The organism is Streptomyces sp. NPDC102278, assembly GCF_044766345.1.
GTDB lineage: Bacteria > Actinomycetota > Actinomycetes > Streptomycetales > Streptomycetaceae > Streptomyces.
The window spans coordinates 61,337-83,295 of record NZ_JBIWLV010000001.1; the positions used below are offsets into that span (position 1 = coordinate 61,337).

Here is a 21,959-nt window from a genome sequence, read left to right on the forward strand (position 1 = left end):
CCGGGCCCCCGCCGACCGCCGCCACCTCGCGCAGCCGTCCGTCAGCCGCCGAAGTACCCGTCGAAGTTCCGGGAGAACTCCCAGCCCCCGAAGCGGTCCCAGTTGATCGACCAGGTCATCAGGCCGCGCAGGGAGGGCCAGGTGCCGTGGGTCTGGTAGGTCCCGCAGTTGGTCTTCTTCGTCAGGCAGTCCAGGGCTTTGGTGACCTCGGCCGGCGAGGTGTGGCCGTTGCCCGCGTTGGTCGTCGCCGGCAGGCCGATGGCGACCTGCTCGGGGCGCAGCGGCGGGAAGACGCGGGCGGTGTTGCCCGCGACGGGGAAGCCGGTGAGGAGCATGTCGGTCATGGCGATGTGGAAGTCGGCGCCGCCCATGGAGTGGTACTGGTTGTCGAGTCCCATGATCGAGCCGGAGTTGTAGTCCTGGACGTGGAGCAGGGTGAGGTCGTCGCGCAGGGCGTGGATCACCGGGAGGTACGCGCCGGCGCGCGGGTCCTGGCCGCCCCAGGGGCCGGAGCCGTAGTACTGGTATCCGAGCTGGACGAAGAAGGTCTCGGGGGCCATGGTCAGGACGAAGTCGGGCCCGTACTTGGCCTTGAGGGTCTTGACTGCGGAGATCAGGTTGACGATCACCGGGGTGGTGGGGGCGCGGAAGTCGGTGTCGCCGGTGGCCAGGGAGAGGGAGTGGCCTTCGAAGTCGATGTCGAGGCCGTTGAGCCCGTACTCATCGATGATCTTGCTGACGGATGAGACGAAGGTGTCGCGGGCGGCCGTGGTGCCCAGCTGGACCTGGCCGTTCTGGCCGCCGATCGAGATCAGGACCTTCTTGCCGGCCGCCTGCTTGGCCTTGATGGCGGCCTTGAACTCGGCGACCGATTCGACGTTCGGGCACTCGCTGACCGGGCACAGCGAGAAGCGGATGTCACCCGAGGTGACCGAGGTCGGTTCGCCGAAGGCCAGGTTGATGACGTCCCACGACGCGGGCACGTCGGCCATGCGCACATAGCCGGAGCCGTTGGCGAAGCTCGCGTGCAGGTAGCCGACCAGGGCGTGGGCGGGCAGTCCGGGGTTGCCCGGATCGCCGCCTCCGTCGCCGGCGGTGGTCACCGTGACGGGGGCTCCCTTGGGGGATTCGCCCGCCGCGTTCACCGCGCTGACCTGGAAGGTGTAGGTGGTGGACGCGGTCAGGCCGGTGACCGTCGCCGAGGGGCCGCCGACGGTCAGCGCGGCGGCGCCCGCGCGGTGCACCTTGTACGACGTGGCGCCCTGGGCGGCCGCCCAGGAGAGGTTCACGGCGCTCGACGAGGCGGCGGACGCGGTCAGGCCGGTGGGGGCGGCCGGGGGCTGGGGTTGGGTCTGGCCCGGGTCCGGGCCGACGAGGGTGACGTCGTCCGTGAAGTGGGGGGGCTGGCCGTACCAGCCGTGGGTGTACACCGTCACCGAGGTGGTGGCGGGGCCCGTGCGGAAGGTGGTGCTCAACTGCTTCCAGGCGCCCGGGCTCTGCGTCCAGACGGACACGTCGGTGGTCCCGGTCCCGGCCGCGCCGAGGTAGACGTACGCGCCCTGCACCCAGGCGCCGAGCGTGTACGTGGAGTCCGGCTTGACGGTGACGGTCTGGGCGCAGCGCCCGTTGTCCTGGCCGGCCGGGGTGGCCTTGAGGGCGGAACTCCCGCCGTGGACGGGGGTGGTGACGGCCACCGCGCCGCCGCCCGGGCAGCTCCAGCCGTCGAGTCCGGCCTCGAAGCCGCCGTTGCGCGCCAGGTCGGCGTCGGCGGCCGCGGCCGGTGGACCCGCGGCGAGGAGACCGGCCACTGCGAGGGCGGCGGCCGTGAACAGGGACAGGGTTCCGGTAGCGACCCTGCGGGGTGCGCGCACAACTGCCTCCGGTATATGGGGGGATGGAGGGGAGTGGCGCCCAAGATGGTCCAGACCAATGCTCTTGTCAAGGTTTCCGGCCCTCCTCCGCCGCGACCCGTGCCGCGGCCTCGTGCATCGCGAGTTCCAGCACGGCGGGGTCGGTGAGCGTCCCGCGGCCGTCCGGGAGCACCACCCAGCGGACCCCGCCGGTCGCCCGACCCGGGTACGGGACGACGATCCAGGTTCCGTGGCCGACCCCCCGGACGCCCGTTCCGAGCCATCGGGAGGCGGTGCCGGCGGGCACGAAGAAGCCCAGCCTGGACTCGCCGAGTTCGGCGAGCACCGGGCCGGGCCGGTCGATGAGCAGGGTCAGTACGTCGAGGGTGGCCTGTCCCAGCGCACCGGGCAGGATCAGCACGTCCCAGCTCCTGCCGGCGGGCAGGAGCACGACCCCGAAGGGGTTGCGCTCCCATTCCCACCGGCAGGCATCGGGATCCGGTGCCACCGACACCAGCCACTCGACCGCCGTTTTGTCCTCGGGGATCGTCATCTCCCGGTCTCCGTTCGCTGTCGCTCGGTGAAGGGTTCTCACCGGGAGAGAGCGGGGCGGGACGCGACTATGACGCGGGTTTCGCCACCCCGTGGTGGTGAAGCGGGTCACATGTCGACGGGCCGAATGCGCCCGGCGTGCGGGCCTCGATCAACCGACAACCCGATCAACGGGTCGACGGCCGGGCCCGCGGCCACGCGGGCATCCGGACATCCGGGCCCCCGTACCCCCGGACATCCGACCACCCGGGACCGCCGGGCATCCGGTCCGGGTGGCCGCCCCCGTCGACGGTTCAGCTGTCGAAGCCCAGACCGAGCCGGTCCAGCGTCTTGAGCCACAGGTTCCGCCGCCCGCCGCGGGCGTCCGCGCGGGCCAGCGACCACTTCGTCAAGGTGATCCCGGTCCAGGCGAACGGCTCCGGCGGGAACGGCAGCGGCTTGGACCTCACCATCTCCAGCTCGGTGCGCGCCGTGGTGGCGCCGTCCAGCAGGTCCAGCATCACGTCGGCGCCGAAGCGGGTGGCCCCCACCCCGAGTCCGGTGTAGCCGGCCGCGTAGGCGACCTTGCCGGAGTGCGCGGTGCCGAAGAAGGCGGAGAAGCGCGAGCAGGTGTCGATCGCCCCGCCCCAGGCGTGGCTGAACTTCACGCCCTCCAACTGCGGGAACGCCGTGAAGAAGTGCCGCGCGAGCTTCAGGTAGGTCTCGGGGCGGTCGTCGTACTCGGAGTCGAGGCGTCCCCGGTAGGGGTAGATGGCGTCGTAGCCGCCCCACAGGATGCGGTTCTCCGGGGTGATGCGGAAGTAGTGGAACTGGTTGGCGCTGTCGCCCAGGCCCTGCCGGTTCGTCCAGCCGATGGCCTTCAGCTGGTCGGCCGTGAGGGGCTCGGTCATCAGGGCGTAGTCGTAGACGGGGACCGTGAGGGGGCGGATCCGCTTGACCAGGGAGGGGAAGATGTTCGTCCCCAGGGCCACCCGGCGGGCGAAGACCCGGCCGTAGGGGGTGCGGACGGCCATCCCGGCGCCGGAGGGGGCCAGGGAGAGGCCGCGGGTGTTCTCGTAGATCCGTACGCCCAGGTCCGTGCAGGCCTTCTTCAGACCCCACGCGAGCTTGGCGGGGTTGAGCATCGCCACTCCGTCGGTGTCCCACAGACCCGCGAGGAAGGTCGGGGAGTCCACCTCGGCGCGCACCTCGTCGCGGTCGAGCCAGCGCGCGCCGCCCGCCAGGCCCATCTTCCGGGCCTCCTCGTGCAGTTCGCGCAATTCCTCGACCTGGTGGGGCTCGGTGGCGACGTCGATCTCGCCGGTCCGCTCGAAGTCGCAGTCGATGCCGTACCGGACGACCGCCGCCTCGATCTCGTCGAGGTTGCGGGCGCCCAGCTCCTCCAGCTTGGCGAGTTCGCCGGGCCAGCGGGCCATGCCGTTGGCGAGGCCGTGGGTGAGGGAGGCGGCGCAGAAGCCGCCGTTGCGGCCGGAGGCGGCCCAGCCCGCCTCCTTGGACTCGATCAGGACGACGTCCCGGGCGGGGTCGCGCTCCTTGGCGATGAGCGCGGTCCACAGGCCGGTGTAGCCACCGCCGATGACCAGCAGGTCGCAGGCCTCGTCGGAGGTCAGCGCCGGCAGCGCGGCCGGCTTGCCGGGGTCGTCCAGCCAGTACGAGACCGGCAGTGCTTCGGAAAGTGATCGGGCAACGCTTCGCATGGCGACTGGGGCCATGGCTTCCAACTCCCTACAGAGTTAATTGGGCTGTGCTTTCTTGCGGCGGTTCCCGACCATCTGGCCGGTGAGGACCACCAGCACCGCGATGACGAACATCGCCGTGCCGATGACGTTGATCTGGACGGGCGTACCGCGCTGGGCCGATCCCCAGACGAACATGGGGAAGGTGACGGTGTTGCCCGAGTTGAAGTTGGTGATGATGAAGTCGTCGAAGGAGAGCGCGAAGGACAGCAGCGCGCCCGCCGCGATGCCGGGGGCCGCGATGGGCAGGGTGACCCGCAGGAAGGTCTGCACCGGGCCCGCGTAGAGGTCGCGGGCGGCCTCCTCCAGCCGCGGGTCCATCGACAGGACGCGCGCCTTGACGGCGGCGACGACGAAGCTGAGGCAGAACATGACGTGGGCGATGAGGATCGTCCAGAAGCCCAGCTGGATGCCCATGTTGAGGAAGAGCGCCAGCAGCGAGGCGGCCATCACGATCTCGGGCATGGCCATGGGCAGGAAGATGAGCGAGTTGACGGCGCCGCGCCCCCGGAAGCGGTAGCGGACCATCGCGAAGGCTATGGCGGTGCCCAGGCAGGTCGCGGCGAGGGTGGCCCAGAGCGCGATCTGGAGCGACAGGGAGAGCGAGCCGCACAGGTCGGCGACGCCGCAGGGGTCCTTCCACGCGTCGAGGGAGAACTCCTGCCAGGCGTAGTTGAACCGGCCGGCGGGGTTGTTGAAGGAGAAGACGGTGACGACGACGTTCGGCAGGATCAGGTAGGCGAGCGTGCCGAGGCCCGCGATCACGACGAGGTTGCGGCGGAGCCACGTGGTGGTGGTGCGCATCAGACCAGGTCCTCCGTCCCCGCTCGGCGGATGTAGATGGTGACCATGATCAGCACGATGGCCATGAGGATGAAGGACAGCGCGGCCGCCGTCGGGTAATCGAGGATCCGCAGGTACTGCGACTGGATGACGTTGCCGATCATCCGGGTGTCCGTGGACCCGAGCAGTTCCGCGTTGACGTAGTCGCCGCTCGCGGGGATGAAGGTGAGCAGGGTCCCGGAGACCACGCCCGGCATCGAGAGCGGGAAGGTCACCTTCCGGAAGACCGTGGCGGGGCGGGCGTAGAGGTCCCCGGCGGCCTCGTGGAGGCGGGTGTCGATCCGCTCCAGGGAGGTGTACAGCGGAAGGATCATGAAGGGGAGGAAGTTGTACGTCAGACCGCAGACGACCGCGAGCGGCGTGGCCAACACCCGGTCGCCCTCGGTCATGCCCAGCCAGCTGGTGACGTCGAGGAAGCCGACCGTGTTGAGGACGTCGACCACCGGGCCGCCGTCGGCCAGGATCGTCTTCCAGGCCAGCGTGCGGATCAGGAAACTGGTGAAGAACGGGGCGATCACCAGCACCAGCAGAAGGTTTCTCCACCGGCCCGCCTTGAAGGCGATCAGATAGGCCAGCGGGTACCCCAACAGCAGGCACAGGACGGTCGCGGTACCGGCGTACAGCAGGGAGCGCAGGAACTGCGGGAGGTAGTCCGCGAAGGCGTCCCAGTACGTCTGGAAGTGCCAGGTGACCTCGAAGCCCTCTTCGAGGGAGCCCGTCTGCACCGAGGTCGACGCCTGGTAGACCATCGGCAGCACGAAGAACACCAGCAGCCACAGGATGCCCGGCAGCAACAGCCAGTACGGGATCAGGCGCTTGCGCAGCGACGGCTTGTGGACCGGGGGCTCGGTCGGGGCGGGCGCCTGCGGCGGCGCGACGGTGGTGGTCACGCGGACTCCTCGACCGTCTCGATCCCCGCGTCGATGTCCTGGGCGGCGTCGAGGCCGAAGGTGTGCGCCGGGTTCCAGTGCAGGATCACCTCGGCGCCCGGGACCAGGCGGGCGTCGCGTTCGATGTTCTGCGCGTACACCTCCAGCTCGGGGCAGACCCGGCTGTCGATGACGTACTGGGTGGACACCCCGATGAAGGAGGAGTTCACGATCCGGCCCGCGACCTTGTTCCGGCCGGCGCCGATGGTGTGTTCCTCGTCCGCGTGGACCAGGGATATCTTCTCGGGACGCACCCCGACCAGCAGCTTTTCGCCGGCGCGGGGTGTGGTCGAACATCGGGCGCCGGGCAGTCGCAGCAAGGTTTCGGCGCTCGACACGACGACGTCCCCCGAACCCGCCTCCAACACCTCGGCCTCGATGAGGTTGGAGGTGCCGAGGAAGTTCGCGACGAACGTGGTCTTCGGGTTCTCGTACAGCTCGGCGGGGGCGCCGAGCTGCTCGACGCGGCCGCCGTTCATCACCGCGACCGTGTCGGCCATGGTCATGGCCTCCTCCTGGTCGTGCGTGACGTGCACGAAGGTGATGCCGACCTCGGTCTGGATGCGCTTGAGCTCCAGCTGCATCTGACGGCGCAGTTTGAGGTCGAGGGCGCCGAGGGGTTCGTCGAGGAGCAGCACCTGCGGGTGGTTGATGAGCGCGCGGGCGACCGCCACGCGCTGCTGCTGGCCGCCGGACAGTTGGTGCGGCTTGCGGCCGGCGAACTGCCCGAGCTGGACCAGCTCCAGCATCTCGTCCACCTGCTTCTTGACGGACTTGACGCCGCGGCGACGCAGTCCGAAGGCGACGTTCTCGGAGACGTCGAGGTGCGGGAAGAGGGCGTAGCTCTGGAAGACGGTGTTGACCGGGCGTTTGTAGGGCGGCAGGTCGGTGACCTCGCGGTCGCCGAGGCTGACCGTGCCGGTGGAGGGCTCCTCCAATCCGGCGATCATGCGCAGGGTGGTGGTCTTCCCGCAGCCCGAGGCGCCGAGCAGCGCGAAGAAGGAGCCCTGGGGGATGGTGAGGTCCAGCGGATGCACGGCGGTGAAGGAACCGTAGTGCTTGCTGATCCCGGCGAGGCGGACGTCGCCGCCCGCGGTCTTGTCAGTCATGGGTCGCGGCCTTCGGTGGTGGTCGTCGGAAGGGTGCGGGAATGCGGGTGCCGGCGCCTGGCAGGTACGTGGGGGCGCCGGCGGCGGCGCCGCGGCGGGTGCGTGCCGGTGGCGCCGCGGGTGCGTGCCGGTTCCCGTGCCGAGGAGGCGGCGGGGTCCGTCAGGCGCCGATGAGCTTGGCGAACTTCTCCTCGTACGCCGTCTCTTCCTCGGAGCTGAGGGAGCGGAAGGCGTGGGACTTGGCGGTCATCGCCTTGTCCGGGACGATCAGGGCGTTCTCCGCGAGCTCGGGGTCGATCTTCGCCAGCTCGTCCTTGACGCCCTCGACCGGGCAGACGTAGCTGATGTACGCGGCCAGTCGGGCGGCGACCGGGAGCTCGTAGTAGTAGTCGATGAGCCGCTCGGCGTTGGCCTTGTGCCGGGCCTGGGTGGGGACCAGCAGGTTGTCGCTGGAGGTGATGTAGCCGGCCGCGGGGATCGCGTACTTGATGTCCGGGTTGCCGGCCTGGAGTTGGATGACGTCGCCCGCCCAGGCGAGGCAGGCGGCGAGGTCGCCCTTGTCGAGGTCGGCGGTGTAGTCGTTGCCGGTGAAGCGCCGGATCTGCTTCTTGTCCACGCCCTTCTGGAGCCGGCCGATGGCCTGGTCGTAGTCGGCCGTGGTGAAGTTCGCCGGGTCCTTGCCCTGGTCGAGGAGGGTCATGCCGACGCTGTCGCGCATCTCCGTCAGGAAGCCGACCCGGCCCTTGAGCGTGGGGTCGTCGAGCAGTTGGGTGACGGAGTCGACCGTCTTGCCGCCGGTGGCCTTGGAGTTGTAGGCGATGACGGTGGAGATGCCGGTCCACGGGTAGCTGTGGGAACGGCCCGGGTCCCAGTCGGGGTTGCGGAACTGCGGGGACAGGTTGGCGTAGGCGTGCGGGAGGCGGGCGGGGTCCAGCTTCTGCGCCCAGCCGAGTCTGATGATGCGCGCGGCGAGCCAGTCGGTGACGACGATCAGGTCGCGGCCGGTGTCCTGGCCGGCCGCGAGCTGCGGGCGGATCTTGCCGAAGAACTCGACGTTGTCGTTGATGTCCTCGGTGTACTTGACCTTGATCCCCGTCCGCTTGGCGAACTCCTCCAGGGTGGGACGGCTCTTCTCGTCGTCGCTGGTGTCCATGTACTCGGTCCAGTTGGAGAAGTTGATCTCCTTCTCCTGTTCCGAGCGGTCGTCGGACGCCGCCGCCGTGCCGTCCTGCCGCTGGGCGGGCGGGATCCCGCAGCCGCTCAGGGCCGACAGGCCGCCGAGGGTGAGCGCCCCGACTCCCGAGGCGCGCAACAGCGAACGGCGGGTGAGGGCGCCACGCCCACTGGCGAGGCTGCGCCGTATCGCGTTGAGTTGCGGCGCCGAGAGACGCTCGGGATCGAACTGCTCCATGAGCTGTGCCCTTTCGGGTGGCAGGGCCGCCGGCGGCGGCGTCGTGGCTATCGGTCCCCGAAGATCGTGCGGTGCCAATCCTTCGCGGCGACCGCGGTGTTGTCGTACATCACGTGCTTGACCTGCGTGTACTCCTCGAAGGAGTAGGAACTCATGTCCTTTCCGAAGCCGCTGGCCTTGTAGCCCCCGTGAGGCATCTCGCTGATGATCGGGATGTGGTCGTTGACCCAGACACAACCCGCCTTGAGCTCGCGGGTGGCCCGGTTGGCCCGGTAGAGGTCCCGGCTCCAGGCGGAGGCCGCGAGTCCGTACGGGGTGTCGTTGGCCAGCGCGAGGCCCTCGTCGTCGGTGTCGAACGGCAGGACCACGAGCACCGGCCCGAAGATCTCGGACTGGACGACCTCGCTGTCCTGGGCCGCGCCGGAGATCAGGGTCGGCCGGTAGTAGGCCCCGGCGGCCAGGTCCCCTTCGGGGCTCTCGCCGCCGGTGACGACGGTGGCGTAGGAGCGGGCGCGTTCGACGAACGCGGCGACCCGGTCGCGCTGGGCGTGGGAGACCAGCGGGCCGAGGTCCGTGGTGGGCGCGAAGGGGTCACCGAGACGGACGGTCTCCATCAGCTCGGCGACCCGCGCGACGAAGGCGTCGTGCAGGGGGCGCTGGACGTACGCGCGGGTGGCGGCGGTGCAGTCCTGGCCGGTGTTGATGAGGGAGGCGGCGACGGCGCCGTGCGCGGCGGCCTCCAGGTCGGCGTCGTCGAAGACGAGGAAGGGGGCCTTCCCGCCGAGTTCCAGGTGGAGCCGCTTGACGGTGGCGGTGGCGATCTCGGCGACCCGCTTGCCGACGGCCGTGGAACCGGTGAACGAGGTCATGACCACGTCCGGGTGCCCCACGAGGTGCTCCCCCGCCTCCCGGCCGGCGCCGGTGACGATGTTGATCACACCGTCGGGCAGGCCCGCGTCCTTGGCCGCCTGGGCGAACATCAGGGAGGTCAGCGGGGTCAGCTCGGCGGGCTTCAGCACGATGGTGTTGCCCGCGGCGATGGCCGGAAGGATCTTCCAGGCGGCCATCTGGAGCGGATAGTTCCAGGGAGCGATGGAGCCGACCACCCCGATGGCCTCGCGGCGCACGTAGGAGGTGTGGTCGCCGGAGTACTCGGCGGCGGCCTGCCCCTGGAGGTGACGGGCCGCGCCCGCGAAGAAGGCGGTGTTGTCGATGGTCCCCGGTACGTCGAACTCCGTGGACAGCTTGAGCGGCTTGCCGCACTGGAGCGACTCCGCGCGGGCGAAGTCGTCGGCCTGCTCGGCCAGTACGGCGGCCAGCCGGTGCAGCGCGTCCGAGCGCTCCCCGGGGGTGGCGGCGGACCAGGCCGGGAAGGCCCTCTTGGCGGCGGCCACGGCCTCGTCCACGTCCGCGGTGCCCGCGAGTTCGTAGGTGAGCACCTCGTCGCCGGTGGCCGGGTCGATCACGGTGTGTGATTGCCCCGAGGTGCCGGCCCTGAGCCTGCCGTCGATGTACTGCGCGCCGTCCGCGAAGCGGTCCTTGACCTGGAAGCGGTTGCCCATAACGCTCTCACGCTCTCCGTAGCTACAGTTCGGACTACAGCCCGAATTGAGTGCCGATCCTGACAGAGGCAGTGGCCTCGGCCAAGTGATTCCGTTGTTGCCTTTTGATTACGCGACGGAATCGGTCGACCATGTGTCGAGGCACGCCGGAAATCCCGTACGAAGTGTCCGTGGCGAGTGTCAGACTCGCGTGCATGGAGATGATCGACGCATTGATCAAGCAGGTCAGCCGGGGTGAACGGCTGAAGTTCCTGCCGTTCTGGGGGCACCGGCCGCGCGCGGACGGGACGCTCGGCCCGAGCTGCCTCAGCCAGTGGTGGCCTTCCGCTTTCACTGTGGGTGATGTCCGGTATGCCACCGCCGAGCACTGGATGATGGCCGGCAAGGCCAGGATATTCGGGGACGCCGAGGCGGAGCGTGCCGCGCTGGAGGCCGCCACCCCGGCCGAGGCGAAGAACGCCGGCCGCCTCGTGCGCGACTTCGACAACGCCGTCTGGGAACGGGAGCGGTTCGCGCTGGTCGTGGAGGGCAGCGTGCACAAGTTCGGCTCCGATCCGGCGCTGCGCGGGTACCTGCTGGGCACCGGGAACCGGGTGCTCGTGGAGGCGAGCCCGATGGACCGGATCTGGGGCATCGGACTCTCGGCCGACGACGACCGGGCCCCGGACCCGGCCCGGTGGCGCGGACTGAACCTGCTCGGCTTCGCCCTGATGGAGGCCCGCGACCGGCTGCGGACGGACGCCGCGTGACGGGTGCGGGCATACCCGGTCGACGCAGGGTCGCCGCGGTGATCATCCGGGACGGCTGCGTGCTCATGGTCCGGGAGCGGGGCAGGGGACCCGCCGGCCGGCACGACGGACCGGAGTACTGGACGCTGCCCGGCGGCGGGCTGGAACCCGGGGAGGAACCCGAGGAGGCGGTGCGGCGCGAGGTGGCCGAGGAGGTCGGCCTGCGCGCCCTGGACGTGCGGTTCGCGTACGAGTCGCCGTACCCGTCGGGCTGGACCGCCTGCTACCGCGTGGACGTCGCGCCCGGGGAGCCCCGCCTCGGGGTGGACGAGGACCTGCGGTGCGACTGTCCCCGGATGGTGGGGCTGATCTGGGTCCCCCTGTCACGCGGGACCGGGGACGGCCCCGGCGGCGACGCCGTCGGGTCTCTCGGGCAGGACGGCGACGGGGTCGTCATGGTGCCGACGCTGCTGATGGCGGCCCGGGTCTGACCCGCTGCGACCGCTTCCCCCACCGAACGCCCCGGGCCCTGATCCGCACGGGCGCGCCGGGCGGTCATATGCGCTCCTGGACCCCGGTGTCCTCGTACGGCCCGTCGCGGTCCACGTCGTCGAAGGCCGGGCCGAAGAAGACGGCGGAGGTCACGAGCACGCCGATCACGATGCCGACCGCACCGAGGATGACACCGGCCAACGCGAGTCCGCCGTTGCCGGCCTGGCCCCGGTTCGCCTTGCCACGGCCGAGCGCGCCGAAGGCCACCGCGGCGATGCCGAGCGCGACGGGGCCGACCACGGTCGGGCAGGCGAGGACCGAGAGCAGACCGAGCACGAACCCCGTGATGGCGAGGCCGTTGCTCGGCGGGGTGGGCGCGGTGGCCCAGGGGGTGTAGGAAGCGGGACCACCCGGCAACCGGGGCCCGGGGTAGGCGTATCCGGCGGGATCGGGCTGCGCCGGGTAACCGTAGGCGGGGCCGGGAGCCTGCCCCCAGGACCCGGCGGGATCGATCGGCGCGGTCACGTCGAAGGGCTGCCCCGCCGTACCGAAGGGCTGGGGAGCGGTGTCGAAGGGACCGGGGTGCGTCGCGCCCGGCATGCCGGCGATCGTCGGCTGGTCGTGCACGCCTGCGCCGCCCGGCCCGCCCGGTGTTCCCCGGCCCTTGCCGAGGTCCACCGCCGGTCGCTCGGGCGGTGCCCACGGGTCGGACGGTTCAGGGCTCTGGTCGGTCATACGGCACCCCCCTCTCGTACAGCCATGCTAAGTGCTGCCACCGACACTCCCCCGGCCTGCCTACGATGAAGCCGACCTGCCCGAACCCGTGTCCTCCCGGAGGCACCCATGCCCGACCTGCACCCCTTCATCGCGGGGCTTCCCAAGGCCGAACTCCACGTGCACCACGTCGGCTCGGCCTCCCCGCGCATCGTGGCCGAACTCGCCTCCCGCCACCCGGACTCGAAGGTTCCCACCGACCCCGAGGCGCTCGCCGACTACTTCACCTTCACCGACTTCGCCCACTTCATCGAGGTCTACCTGTCCGTCGTCGACCTGGTCCGCACCCCCGACGACGTCCGCACGCTGACCTTCGAGGTCGCCCGCGACATGGCCCGGCAGAACATCCGCTACGCCGAGCTGACGATCACCCCGTACTCCTCCACCCGCCGCGGCATCGAGGAGAAGGCGTTCATGGAGGCCATCGAGGACGCCCGCAAGGACGCCGAGACCGAACTCGGGGTCATCCTGCGCTGGTGCTTCGACATTCCCGGCGAGGCCGGCCTGGAAGCCGCCGCCGAGACCACCCGCCTCGCCGTCGACCTGCGCCCCGAGGGGCTGGTCTCCTTCGGCCTGGGCGGTCCGGAGATCGGTGTCCCGCGCCCCCAGTTCAAGCCGTACTTCGACCGGGCCCGGGCGGCCGGCCTGCACAGCGTGCCGCACGCCGGCGAGTCCACCGGACCGGAGACGGTCTGGGACGCCATCCGCGAGCTGGGCGCCGAGCGCATCGGCCACGGCACGACCTCCGTCCGGGACCCCGAGCTGCTGGCCTACCTCGCCGAACACCGGATCGCGCTGGAGGTCTGCCCGACCTCGAACATCGCCACCCGCGTGGTGACCGACATGGACGCGCACCCGGTCAAGGAGATGGTCGCCGCGGGCGTGCTCGTCACCATCAACAGCGACGACCCGCCGATGTTCGGCTCCGACCTCAACAACGAGTACGCGGTGGCCGCACGCCTCCTCGACCTCGACGAGCGCGGGCTGGCGCAGTTGGCCAAGAACGCCGTGGAGGCCTCCTTCCTCGACCCGGCCGGCAAGGCGCGGCTCACCGCGGAGATCGACACGTACACCGACGCGTGGCCGGCCTCCTGACGCCCGAGCACAATGGGGTGCATGCGCACCCTGACTGCCGTCGGCCACCGCGGCGATCCCTACCGTGTCCGCGAGAACACCCTGGACTCGATCCGCTCCGCCTTCGCCCGGGGGGCGGACGCGGTCGAGATCGACGTCCGGCTCACCCGTGACCGGGTTCCGGTGCTCCTGCACGACGAGACGCTCCAGCGGCTGTGGGGGCACGACGTGCGGCTCGACGCCGTCACGGCCGCGCAGCTCAAGGAGCTCGCGGGAGGCGGGGTCCCCACGCTGCGCGAGGCCCTGATGGCGGCGGGCGCGGGCCGGGTGATGGTGGACCTGCCGGGCGCGGACTCCGACGCGGTGCGGACGGTCGTGGACCAGGTCCGCGAGTGCGGGGCGCGTGACCGGACGTACTACTGCGCGGGCCCGGAGTCGATGCTCGCGGTGCGGGCCGCCGATCCCGGTGCGGAGATCGCGCTGACCTGGAACACGCTGTCGCCGCCCCGCCGGGTGCTCATCGACGCGGTGACCCCGGCCTGGCTCAACTACCGCTTCGGGCTCGTCGACCGGGAGCTGACCGACGCCCTGCACCGGGACGGGCTGCTCGTGTCGGCGTGGACCGCCGACACGAAGCGTTCGATGCGCGCGCTGATCGCGGCGGGCGTCGACTCCATCACCACGAACCGGGTGGACGCGTTGACGGCCGTGCGGGCCGAGCGGCTTCGGTGATACGCGCCTGGGGGGAGCGCGTCCGGCGGGCCGACCCGCGGTGGCAGGACCTGTGGCCGGCAGTGTTGGTGCAGTTGGCCGTCACCATGCCGTTCCTGGTGCCCCGCGATCCCGCGCTGCCGGCCGCCGACTGGCCCTCGTACGGGATGACCACGCTCACCGTGGTTCCGCTGGTCTGGCGCCGCCGGGCGCCGGTGACGGCGCTGGTCGCCGTTCTGGTCGCGGGCGGCCTCTACGAACTCGCGCTGGACGGACCCGGCCAGCCGCTCCCGTACGCGGGGCTCATCGCCTACTACACGGTGGCCCTGCTGTGCACGGCCCGCGTGCGCCTGCTCGTCGCGCTGCTGACGGGCGCGGCGATCGTCGCGTCGGTGGGCTGGGACACCGGGACCATGCGGGAGTTGCTGTTCACCCTCTTCGTCTCGGCCGCCGCCTACGCGCTGGGCCGGCTCCAGGTCGCCCGGCAGGCGTACACGCGGGCCGTCGAGGAACGGGCCGCCGAGCTGGAGCGGGCGAACCTGATCGAGGCGGAACAGGCCGCGGCCCGGGAACAGGCCGCGGCCCGGGAACGGGCCCGGATCGCACGGGAGATGCACGACATCCTCTCGCACGCGGTCAGCATCATGATCGTGCAGGCCGAGGCCGGTCCGGTGGCGGTACGGCGGGCGCCCGAGCGGGCCGAGGCCGCCTTCGACGCATAGCGGACACCGGCCGCGACGCGATGGCCCAACTGCGCGCGATGTTGGGCGTGCTGCGGACGGAGGAGGTCGCACCGCGTCGACCGCAACCGGACATCGGGCAACTGGCCGGGCTGCTGGAGCGGGTGCGGGCCGGCGGGCCCGCCGTCTCGTACGAGCGGACCGGCGCGGTGTGCCCGCTGCCCGCCGCGTTGGAGGCGACGGTGTACCGGGTGGTCCAGGAGGCCCTGACGAACGTGGTCCGGCACGCCGGGGCCTCGACCGTGGCCGTACGTCTGGAGTACGGGTCGGGGGACCTCGCGGTGGAGGTGACGGACGACGGGCGGGGTTGCGACGGCTCCCCGGGCGGGCACGGGTTGATCGGCATCCGGGAGCGCGCGGCCGCCCACGGCGGGACCGTCGAGTCCGGTCCGGGCGCGGACGGTCGGGGGTTCCGGGTGCGGGCGGTCCTTGTAACGTCGGCTCCGGAGGTGGGGAGTTGACGATCCGCGTGGTGGTGGCCGACGACCAGGAGCTGGTGCGCAGCGGCTTCGCGATGATCCTGGACGTCCAGGACGACATCGAGGTCGTGGCCGAGGTCGGCGACGGCGCGGCGGCCGTGACGGCGGTGCGTGACCTGCGGCCGGACGTGGCGCTGCTGGACGTGCGGATGCCGGTGCGGGACGGCATCGAGGCGTGTCGCACGATCACGGCGGAGACCGCGTGCCGGACCGTGATGCTGACGACCTTCGACTCCGACGAGTACGTGTACGAGGCCCTGCACGCGGGCGCGAGCGGCTTCCTCCTGAAGGACGTGCGGCGGGACGACCTGGTGCACGCCGTGCGGGTGGTGGCGGCCGGCGAGTCCCTGTTGGCACCGTCGGTGGCCCGGCGTTTGATCGAGGAGTACACGGCGGTGACGGCGCGACCGGCGGCCGGGTCCGCCCTGTCGGCCGAGCGGTTGGGCGTGCTGACGGCGCGGGAGCGGGAGACGCTGCTGCACCTGGGGCGGGGCCCGTCCAACGCGGAGATCGCGGTGGCGCTGACGGTGAGCGGGCACACGGTGAAGTCGCACGTGGGGAACGTGTTGGCGAAGTTGGGGCTGCGGGACCGGATCCAGGCGGTGATCTGTGCCTACGAGACGGGTCTGATCGCGGCGGGAAGGCGGTCCGAGGGCGCGGTCTCCGCCTCCGCCTCCGGCGCCGTATGCGGCTCCGGCTCCGGAGTATCTCCCTCCGGAGAGTGAGTCGGCGGCATCCGCCTCCCCCGCGGTGGTGAGTTGTCGTACCGCTGAAAACCCCTCTTGTCGGGGATCCGCAACCACCCCCGTGACCAGCAACATTGAGGTCATCGGGGCGGGAGTCGCCCGGAGATTCGACGGGGGATCCCACCATGAAGACCATGAACGCAACGACCCGCACCTTGATCGCGACCGCCTTGGTGCTGGGCATCGCGGCCGGGCCGGCCGCCGCTCACGCCACGCCGACGCCGGCCCACCGGCGCCGGCTCCGGCTCCGGCTCGGGCCCCTCATCGGCCTGGGCTTCGACTCCGGCCTCGGCTTCGGCCTCGGGGCCGACCGCCTCCCGGTCGATCTCGACCCCTCCGAACGCGGCGGCGCTGAGGCAGTCGATCGCGGGCCTGGGCGCCGATCACCCCTACGCCACCGGCGCGGTTGTCCGGGTGAGCGGATCGAGCGGCAGCTGGCGGGGCGGCTCGGACGTCCGCACCGGGGCGCCGGTGATCGACGACGGTCGCTTCCGGGCCGGTTCGGTGACCAAGACCTTCACGGCCGCGGTGGTGCTCCAGTTGGCGGCGGAGCGCAGGATCGATCTCGACCGGCCGATCCAGCGATACCTGCCGGGCACCTTCCCCGCCGCCTTCGATCCGATCACGGTGCGCGAACTGCTGAACCACACCAGCGGCATCCGGGCCGCCGACGGCCCCGGCAACGCGTTCCAGAACCAGTGGGACCACCGCTTCGACGTGACCGATCCGCACGCGCAGATCGCCAACGCCCTGACCAAGGGGCCCGAGTCCGATCCCGGCGAGTTCCAGCACTACCTGAACATCAACTACACGGTGTTGGGCGTGCTCATCGAGAAGGTGACCGGAACGACCTACGAGAGGGCGGTCGACGAGCGCATCCTGCGGCCGCTCGGACTGCGTCAGACCTCCTTCCCCGGCCGGACGCGGACGCACATCCCGGGCCGGCACAACATCGGGTACCAGGCCCTGCCGCTGCCGGACGGAACCACCGAGCTGCGCGACGTCAGCGTGTGGAACCAGTCGGACCGCTGGGCGGCCGGCGACCTGATCTCCTCGACGGCCGATCTGGAGCGGTTCACGCGGGCGCTGTTCGCCGGGCGGGTCGTGCCCCGCCCCCAGCTGGAGGAGATGTTCACCGTCCCCGAGGTGTTCGAGTTCGGTACGCGGGACAAGCCCGCGCTGCGGACGGCCGGGATGCAGAAGATGGTCCTGGAGGACGGTCTCGTGGTCTACGGCAAGACCGGCGCCCGTCCCGGCTACAGCACCGGCATCGGGGGGACCAGGGACGGGTCCCGGCTCTTGGTCTTCACCATGACCTCCAAGGACGCCAAGAGCGAGGAGCCGAACAGGGTGGCCGGCGCGATAGTCACGGCGGCGATGTCGCGGTAGCGGCGGAGCGCACGGGGCGGGGGCCCGGGCGGTGTGACGGTCAGAGGCCGACGATGGCGTTCCACCGCTTGGCGAAGGACCGGCGCTCGACCGAGGAGATGTCCCGGGCCACGACGAGGCGCTTGCGCATGTCGCCGTCGGGGAAGATCAGCGGGTTCTCGGCCAGCTCCGCCGTCTCCTTGTCGTCGGAGCCCGCCAGCACCTCCCGGGCGGCCGGGACCGGGCAGACGTAGTTGACGGACGCCGCGAGCCGGGCGGCCACCGCCGGATCGTAGTAGTGGTCGACGAGGGCCTCGGCGTTGGCCTTGTGGCGCGCCAGGTTGGGGACGAGCAGACTCTCGGCCCAGAGCTCGGCTCCTTCCTCCGGCACCACGAACTCGATGTCGGGGTTGTCGGCCTGGAGTTGGATCACGTCGCCGGAGTAGGCCTGGCAGGCGAGGACGTCGCCCTTGCTGAGGTCGGAGGTGTAGTCGTTGCCGGTGAAGCGGCGGACGTGCCTCTTCTTCACCATGCGCTCGACCTGGTCGCACATGCGGTGGAAGTCCGCCTCCGTCCAGCGGGTGACGTCCACGCCGTCGCCCTGCATCAGCAGGGCGAAGGACTCGTCCAGCCCGGAGAAGAGCGTCACCTTGCCCGCGAGATCGGGCTGCCAGAGGTCCTTGACGGACTTGATCTCCCGCCCCAGGGCCTTGCGGTTGTAGGCGATGCCGGTGATGCCCGACTGCCAGGGGACGGTGTGCAGCCGTCCCTCGTCGAAGGCGGGGGAACGGAGCTGGGGATCCAGGTACTTGGCCACGTTGGACTGGGCCGAGCGGTCCATCTTCTGCGCCCAGCCCAGGTGGACGAAGCGGGCCGCCATCCAGTCGCTGACCACCACCAGGTCGTGGCCGGTCTCCTGGTGGCTCATGAGCGCGGGGCTGATCTTGCCGAAGAACTCGTCGTTGTCGTTGATCTCCTCGGTGTACCGGACCTCGATGCCGGTCTTCTCCGAGAACTCGTCCAACGTCGGCCGGCGCTCCTCGTCCTCCTCGTCGGTGTCGATGTAGAGCGGCCAGTTGGAGAAGGCGAGGCTCTGGTCCCGGGCGGATCGGTCCTGTCCCTCCCGCCGGTCCTCGGGGATGTAGGCGGCGGGCACTCCGCAGGCGGTGAGCGCGGCCGGCAGGACCACGGCGCCGAGGCCGCGCAGCGCCGAGCGCCGGGAGAAGGCGAGTTCAGGCATGGCCACAGCCTCGGGCAACGCGAAGGGGCGGACAATAGACAACGTGTCTACTGCCCGCCCCTTCAGCGCTGTGCGCTGATCAGTGCGGTCGCCGCGGCGAGGCGTCAGCCGTCGAGCGAGGTCATCACGTGCTTGATGCGGGTGTAGTCCTCGAAGCCGTAGGCGGAGAGGTCCTTGCCGTAGCCGGACTTCTTGAACCCGCCGTGGGGCATCTCGGCGACGAGCGGGATGTGGGTGTTGATCCACACGCAGCCGAAGTCGAGGTTCTTGGACATGCGCATGGCGCGGCCGTGGTTCTTGGTCCACACCGAGGAGGCGAGGGCGAACTCGACGCCGTTCGCGTACTCCAGGGCCTGGGACTCGTCCGTGAAGGACTGCACGGTGATGACGGGGCCGAAGACCTCGTTCTGGATGATCTCGTCGTCCTGCTTGAGTCCGGAGACCACGGTCGGGGCGTAGAAGTAGCCCTTCTCGCCGACCTGGTGGCCGCCCGCCTCGACCTTGGCGTGGGCGGGGAGGCGCTCGATGAACCCGGCGACCTGCTTGAGCTGGTTCGGGTTGTTGAGCGGCCCGTACAGCACGTCCTCGTCGTCCGGCTGTCCGGTCTTGGTGTCCGAGGCGGCCTTGGCGAGCGCGGCCACGAACTCGTCGTGGATCGACTCGTGCACCAGCACGCGGGTGGCGGCGGTGCAGTCCTGGCCGGCGTTGAAGTAGCCGGCGACCGCGATGTCCTCGACGGCCTTGGCCAGGTCGGCGTCCTCGAAGACCACGACGGGGGCCTTGCCGCCGAGCTCCAGGTGGACGCGCTTGACGTCCTTCGAGGCGCTCTCGGCGACCTGCATGCCGGCGCGTACCGAGCCGGTGATGGAGGCCATGGCCGGGGTGGGGTGCTCCACCATGGCCTTGCCGGTCTCGCGGTCGCCGCAGACGACGTTGAAGACGCCCTTGGGCAGGACCGAGTCGATGATCTCGGCCATCAGCACGGTGGAGGCCGGGGTGGTGTCCGAGGGCTTGAGCACCACGGTGTTGCCCGCGGCGATCGCCGGCGCGAACTTCCACACGGCCATCATCATCGGGTAGTTCCACGGCGCGACCTGGGCGCAGACGCCGACCGGCTCACGGCGGACGATCGAGGTCAGTCCCTCCATGTACTCGCCGGCCGAGCGACCTTCCAGCAGGCGGGCCGCACCCGCGAAGAAGCGGATCTGGTCCACCATCGGCGGCAGTTCCTCGCTGGCCGTGAGGCCCAGCGGCTTGCCGGTGTTCTCCGACTCGGCGGCGACGAGCTCGTCCGCGCGCGCCTCGAAGGCGTCCGCGATCTTGAGCAGGGCCTTCTGCCGCTCCGCGGGGGTCGTGTCGCGCCAGCCCGGGAAGGCGGCAGCGGCGGCGGCCATGGCCGCGTCCACATCGGCCTGGCCGGACAGGGGCGCGGTCGCGTACGCCTCGCCGGTGGCGGGGTTGACCACCTCGGTGGTCCGCCCGTCGGCGGCGTCCTTGAACTCCCCGCCGATGTAGTTGCGCAGACGACGCAGTTCGGTGGTCACTACAGCCACTCTCCTGATCACATGTCCAATGATTGAGACGACTTCCCCAGCCTAGCCCCTCGGCCGACGCTTTCGACAGAGCCAGACACCACCAACTACGAAATCCGTGCAATCCGAGACCTTGAACAACGAATTTCATCGGTTACGGGTTGCGGAACAGACGACTCCTCGTGCACAGTGAGGTCGTGGTCAGTCGAAGCGCAGATTCCAGGAACAGACAACCGTCCCCTTCGGTCGATGCTGTGTCCCTGGCGATCATCGAGCAACTGCAGGAGGACGGACGCCGTCCCTACGCAGCCATCGGCAAGGCCGTCGGCCTGTCCGAGGCAGCCGTGCGCCAGCGCGTACAGAAGCTGCTCGACCAGGGCGTCATGCAGATCGTCGCCGTAACGGACCCGCTCACCGTGGGCCTGCGGCGCCAGGCAATGGTCGGCATCAACGTCGAGGGCGACCTCGACCCGGTGGCCGACGCACTGACCTCGATGGCCGAGTGCGAGTACGTGGTCATGACCGCGGGCTCGTTCGACCTGATGGTGGAGATCGTCTGCGAGGACGACGACCACCTGTTGGAAACGATCAACAAGAAGATCCGCGCGCTCCCCGGCGTGCGATCAACCGAAAGCTTCGTTTACCTGAAGCTGAAGAAGCAGACCTACATGTGGGGAACCCGATAACCGTGAGCCAGGACCTCTCCAAGACCGCGTACGACCACCTGTGGATGCACTTCACCCGCATGTCGTCCTACGAGAACTCCCCCGTCCCCACCATCGTCCGGGGCGAGGGCACCTACATCTGGGACGACAAGGGCAAGCGCTACCTCGACGGTCTGGCCGGACTGTTCGTGGTCAACGCCGGTCACGGCCGCAAGGAACTGGCCGAGGTCGCCTACAAGCAGGCGCAGGAACTCGCGTTCTTCCCCATCTGGTCGTACGCGCACCCCAAGGCCGTCGAGCTCGCCGAGCGCCTCGCCCACTACGCCCCCGGCGACCTGAACAAGGTCTTCTTCACCACCGGTGGCGGCGAGGCCGTCGAGACCGCCTGGAAGCTCGCCAAGCAGTACTTCAAGCTCCAGGGCAAGCACACCAAGTACAAGGTGATCTCCCGCGCGGTGGCCTACCACGGCACCCCGCAGGGCGCCCTGTCGATCACCGGACTGCCGGCGCTCAAGGCCCCCTTCGAGCCGCTGGTTCCCGGCGCGCACAAGGTGGTCAACACCAACATCTACCGCGCCCCGATCTACGGCGACGACCCGGAGGCCTACGGCCGCTGGTGCGCCGACCAGATCGAGCAGGAGATCCTGTTCGAGGGCGCCGACACCGTCGCCGCCGTGTTCCTGGAGCCGGTGCAGAACGCCGGTGGTTGCTTCCCGCCGCCGCCCGGGTACTTCCAGCGGGTCCGCGAGATCTGCGACGAGTACGACGTCCTGCTCGTCTCGGACGAGACGATCTGCGCGTTCGGCCGCCTCGGCACGATGTTCGCCTGCGACAAGTTCGACTACGTGCCGGACATGATCACCTGCGCCAAGGGCATGACCTCGGGCTACTCCCCGATCGGTGCCTGCATCATCTCGGACCGCCTCGCGGAGCCGTTCTACAAGGGTGACAACACCTTCCTGCACGGCTACACCTTCGGCGGCCACCCGGTCTCCTCGGCGGTCGCGCTGGCCAACCTCGACATCTTCGACAAGGAAGGCCTCAACCAGCACGTGCTGGACAACGAGGGTGCCTTCTTCTCGACGCTGAAGAAGCTGCACGACCTGCCGATCGTCGGCGACGTCCGCGGCAACGGCTACTTCTACGGCATCGAGCTCGTCAAGGACAAGGTCACGAAGGAGTCCTTCACGGACGAGGAGACGGAGCGCGTGCTCTACGGCTTCCTCTCCAAGGCGCTCTTCGAGAACGGCCTGTACTGCCGCGCCGACGACCGTGGCGACCCGGTCATCCAGCTGGCCCCGCCGCTGATCGCGGACCAGGGCACCTTCGACGAGATCGAGGGCATCCTGCGCTCGGTGCTCACGGAGGCGTGGACCAAGCTGTAGGCGAGGCCCGCGACAAGCGGTAAATCGTCCGAA

The 21,959-nt window shown here is 70.3% G+C and carries 19 protein-coding genes and 1 pseudogene; 9 read left to right on the forward strand and 11 right to left on the reverse strand.

Annotated elements, in window-relative coordinates; all coding sequences use genetic code 11:
- Positions 1-41: 41 nt before the first annotated feature.
- The 8 genes from ACIRO3_RS00235 to ACIRO3_RS00270 all read right to left on the reverse strand — a co-directional run bounded on the left by ACIRO3_RS00235 (position 42) and on the right by ACIRO3_RS00270 (position 9,992).
- A complete protein-coding gene (locus ACIRO3_RS00235; protein WP_404132271.1) occupies positions 42-1,838 on the reverse strand; it encodes a chitinase in 1,797 nt (598 codons plus the stop codon).
- A 100-nt stretch (positions 1,839-1,938) separates the two neighbouring features.
- Complete coding sequence (locus ACIRO3_RS00240) at positions 1,939-2,403, reverse strand: hypothetical protein (protein WP_404131242.1); 465 nt, start codon at positions 2,401-2,403, stop codon at positions 1,939-1,941.
- A 292-nt stretch (positions 2,404-2,695) separates the two neighbouring features.
- Positions 2,696-4,114 carry an NAD(P)/FAD-dependent oxidoreductase gene (locus ACIRO3_RS00245; RefSeq protein WP_404131244.1) on the reverse strand — a complete coding sequence of 473 codons (1,419 nt, stop codon included), beginning with the start codon at positions 4,112-4,114 and terminating at the stop codon, positions 2,696-2,698.
- Between the two features lie 21 nt (positions 4,115-4,135).
- A complete protein-coding gene (locus tag ACIRO3_RS00250; protein WP_404131246.1) occupies positions 4,136-4,942 on the reverse strand; it encodes an ABC transporter permease in 807 nt (268 codons plus the stop codon).
- Positions 4,942-5,871 (reverse strand): ABC transporter permease, encoded by a 930-nt coding sequence (locus ACIRO3_RS00255; protein WP_361771483.1) that lies wholly within the window; start codon positions 5,869-5,871, stop codon positions 4,942-4,944. The genes ACIRO3_RS00250 and ACIRO3_RS00255 overlap by 1 nt, the downstream gene beginning before the upstream one ends.
- On the reverse strand, positions 5,868-7,019 hold the full coding sequence (locus ACIRO3_RS00260) for an ABC transporter ATP-binding protein (protein ID WP_365997979.1): 1,152 nt from the start codon (positions 7,017-7,019) through the stop codon (positions 5,868-5,870). Before ACIRO3_RS00260 ends, ACIRO3_RS00255 begins: the two co-directional genes overlap by 4 nt.
- Before the next feature lie 160 nt (positions 7,020-7,179).
- On the reverse strand, positions 7,180-8,430 hold the full coding sequence (locus ACIRO3_RS00265; RefSeq protein WP_404131249.1) for a spermidine/putrescine ABC transporter substrate-binding protein: 1,251 nt from the start codon (positions 8,428-8,430) through the stop codon (positions 7,180-7,182).
- A 47-nt stretch (positions 8,431-8,477) separates the two neighbouring features.
- Positions 8,478-9,992, reverse strand: a complete 1,515-nt coding sequence (locus tag ACIRO3_RS00270) for a gamma-aminobutyraldehyde dehydrogenase (protein WP_404131251.1) — start codon at positions 9,990-9,992, stop codon at positions 8,478-8,480.
- Positions 9,993-10,186: 194 nt separating this feature from the next.
- Between ACIRO3_RS00270 and ACIRO3_RS00275 the strand changes: the two genes are divergently transcribed.
- Entirely contained in the window at positions 10,187-10,741 is a 555-nt protein-coding gene (locus ACIRO3_RS00275; RefSeq protein WP_404131253.1) for an NADAR family protein, read from the forward strand.
- Positions 10,742-10,779: 38 nt separating this feature from the next.
- Positions 10,780-11,211 carry an NUDIX domain-containing protein gene (locus tag ACIRO3_RS00280; RefSeq protein ID WP_404131255.1) on the forward strand — a complete coding sequence of 144 codons (432 nt, stop codon included), beginning with the start codon at positions 10,780-10,782 and terminating at the stop codon, positions 11,209-11,211.
- A 64-nt stretch (positions 11,212-11,275) separates the two neighbouring features.
- Here the strand turns inward: ACIRO3_RS00280 and ACIRO3_RS00285 are convergent, their stop codons facing one another.
- The gene (locus tag ACIRO3_RS00285) at positions 11,276-11,947 is read right to left on the reverse strand and encodes a DUF4190 domain-containing protein (protein ID WP_404131257.1); all 672 of its coding nucleotides are present in this window, start codon (positions 11,945-11,947) and stop codon (positions 11,276-11,278) included.
- Positions 11,948-12,055: 108 nt separating this feature from the next.
- On the opposite strand from ACIRO3_RS00285, the gene ACIRO3_RS00290 reads away from it, so the two are divergent.
- From ACIRO3_RS00290 to ACIRO3_RS00310, 5 genes and pseudogenes are all read left to right on the forward strand, one after another.
- A complete protein-coding gene (locus ACIRO3_RS00290) occupies positions 12,056-13,081 on the forward strand; it encodes an adenosine deaminase (protein WP_404131259.1) in 1,026 nt (341 codons plus the stop codon).
- Between the two features lie 12 nt (positions 13,082-13,093).
- Positions 13,094-13,792: a glycerophosphodiester phosphodiesterase gene (locus tag ACIRO3_RS00295; RefSeq protein WP_404131260.1), complete on the forward strand. Its 699-nt coding sequence runs from the start codon at positions 13,094-13,096 to the stop codon at positions 13,790-13,792.
- Between the two features lie 86 nt (positions 13,793-13,878).
- A pseudogene (locus ACIRO3_RS00300) lies at positions 13,879-14,972 on the forward strand (sensor histidine kinase).
- Positions 14,969-15,715 (forward strand): response regulator, encoded by a 747-nt coding sequence (locus ACIRO3_RS00305; RefSeq protein ID WP_404131262.1) that lies wholly within the window; start codon positions 14,969-14,971, stop codon positions 15,713-15,715. Before ACIRO3_RS00300 ends, ACIRO3_RS00305 begins: the two are co-directional and overlap by 4 nt.
- 435 nt (positions 15,716-16,150) lie before the next feature.
- Positions 16,151-17,125 carry a serine hydrolase domain-containing protein gene (locus ACIRO3_RS00310; protein ID WP_404131264.1) on the forward strand — a complete coding sequence of 325 codons (975 nt, stop codon included), beginning with the start codon at positions 16,151-16,153 and terminating at the stop codon, positions 17,123-17,125.
- Between the two features lie 40 nt (positions 17,126-17,165).
- Here the strand turns inward: ACIRO3_RS00310 and ACIRO3_RS00315 are convergent, their stop codons facing one another.
- On the reverse strand, positions 17,166-18,344 hold the full coding sequence (locus ACIRO3_RS00315) for a PotD/PotF family extracellular solute-binding protein (protein ID WP_404131266.1): 1,179 nt from the start codon (positions 18,342-18,344) through the stop codon (positions 17,166-17,168).
- Between the two features lie 104 nt (positions 18,345-18,448).
- Complete coding sequence (locus tag ACIRO3_RS00320; RefSeq protein WP_404132274.1) at positions 18,449-19,888, reverse strand: gamma-aminobutyraldehyde dehydrogenase; 1,440 nt, start codon at positions 19,886-19,888, stop codon at positions 18,449-18,451.
- Between the two features lie 170 nt (positions 19,889-20,058).
- On the opposite strand from ACIRO3_RS00320, the gene ACIRO3_RS00325 reads away from it, so the two are divergent.
- Both ACIRO3_RS00325 and ACIRO3_RS00330 read left to right on the forward strand, forming a co-directional pair.
- Positions 20,059-20,562, forward strand: coding sequence for an Lrp/AsnC family transcriptional regulator (locus tag ACIRO3_RS00325; RefSeq protein WP_053675186.1), 504 nt, complete (start codon positions 20,059-20,061; stop codon positions 20,560-20,562).
- A complete protein-coding gene (locus tag ACIRO3_RS00330; RefSeq protein ID WP_366147748.1) occupies positions 20,547-21,926 on the forward strand; it encodes an aspartate aminotransferase family protein in 1,380 nt (459 codons plus the stop codon). Before ACIRO3_RS00325 ends, ACIRO3_RS00330 begins: the two co-directional genes overlap by 16 nt.
- Positions 21,927-21,959: the final 33 nt, after the last annotated feature.

What these genes read in the sequence shown, in the direction of transcription:
- ACIRO3_RS00240 (WP_404131242.1), bottom strand. Translation starts at nt 2,403, where the DNA reads ATGACGATCCCCGAGGACAAAACGGCGGTCGAGTGGCTGGTGTCGGTG.
- ACIRO3_RS00245 (WP_404131244.1), bottom strand. Translation starts at nt 4,114, where the DNA reads ATGGCCCCAGTCGCCATGCGAAGCGTTGCCCGATCACTTTCCGAAGCA.
- ACIRO3_RS00315 (WP_404131266.1), bottom strand. Translation starts at nt 18,344, where the DNA reads ATGCCTGAACTCGCCTTCTCCCGGCGCTCGGCGCTGCGCGGCCTCGGC.
- ACIRO3_RS00265 (WP_404131249.1), bottom strand. Translation starts at nt 8,430, where the DNA reads ATGGAGCAGTTCGATCCCGAGCGTCTCTCGGCGCCGCAACTCAACGCG.
- ACIRO3_RS00270 (WP_404131251.1), bottom strand. Translation starts at nt 9,992, where the DNA reads ATGGGCAACCGCTTCCAGGTCAAGGACCGCTTCGCGGACGGCGCGCAG.
- ACIRO3_RS00260 (WP_365997979.1), bottom strand. Translation starts at nt 7,019, where the DNA reads ATGACTGACAAGACCGCGGGCGGCGACGTCCGCCTCGCCGGGATCAGC.
- ACIRO3_RS00250 (WP_404131246.1), bottom strand. Translation starts at nt 4,942, where the DNA reads ATGCGCACCACCACCACGTGGCTCCGCCGCAACCTCGTCGTGATCGCG.
- ACIRO3_RS00290 (WP_404131259.1), top strand. Translation starts at nt 12,056, where the DNA reads ATGCCCGACCTGCACCCCTTCATCGCGGGGCTTCCCAAGGCCGAACTC.
- ACIRO3_RS00285 (WP_404131257.1), bottom strand. Translation starts at nt 11,947, where the DNA reads ATGACCGACCAGAGCCCTGAACCGTCCGACCCGTGGGCACCGCCCGAG.
- ACIRO3_RS00275 (WP_404131253.1), top strand. Translation starts at nt 10,187, where the DNA reads ATGGAGATGATCGACGCATTGATCAAGCAGGTCAGCCGGGGTGAACGG.
- ACIRO3_RS00295 (WP_404131260.1), top strand. Translation starts at nt 13,094, where the DNA reads ATGGGGTGCATGCGCACCCTGACTGCCGTCGGCCACCGCGGCGATCCC.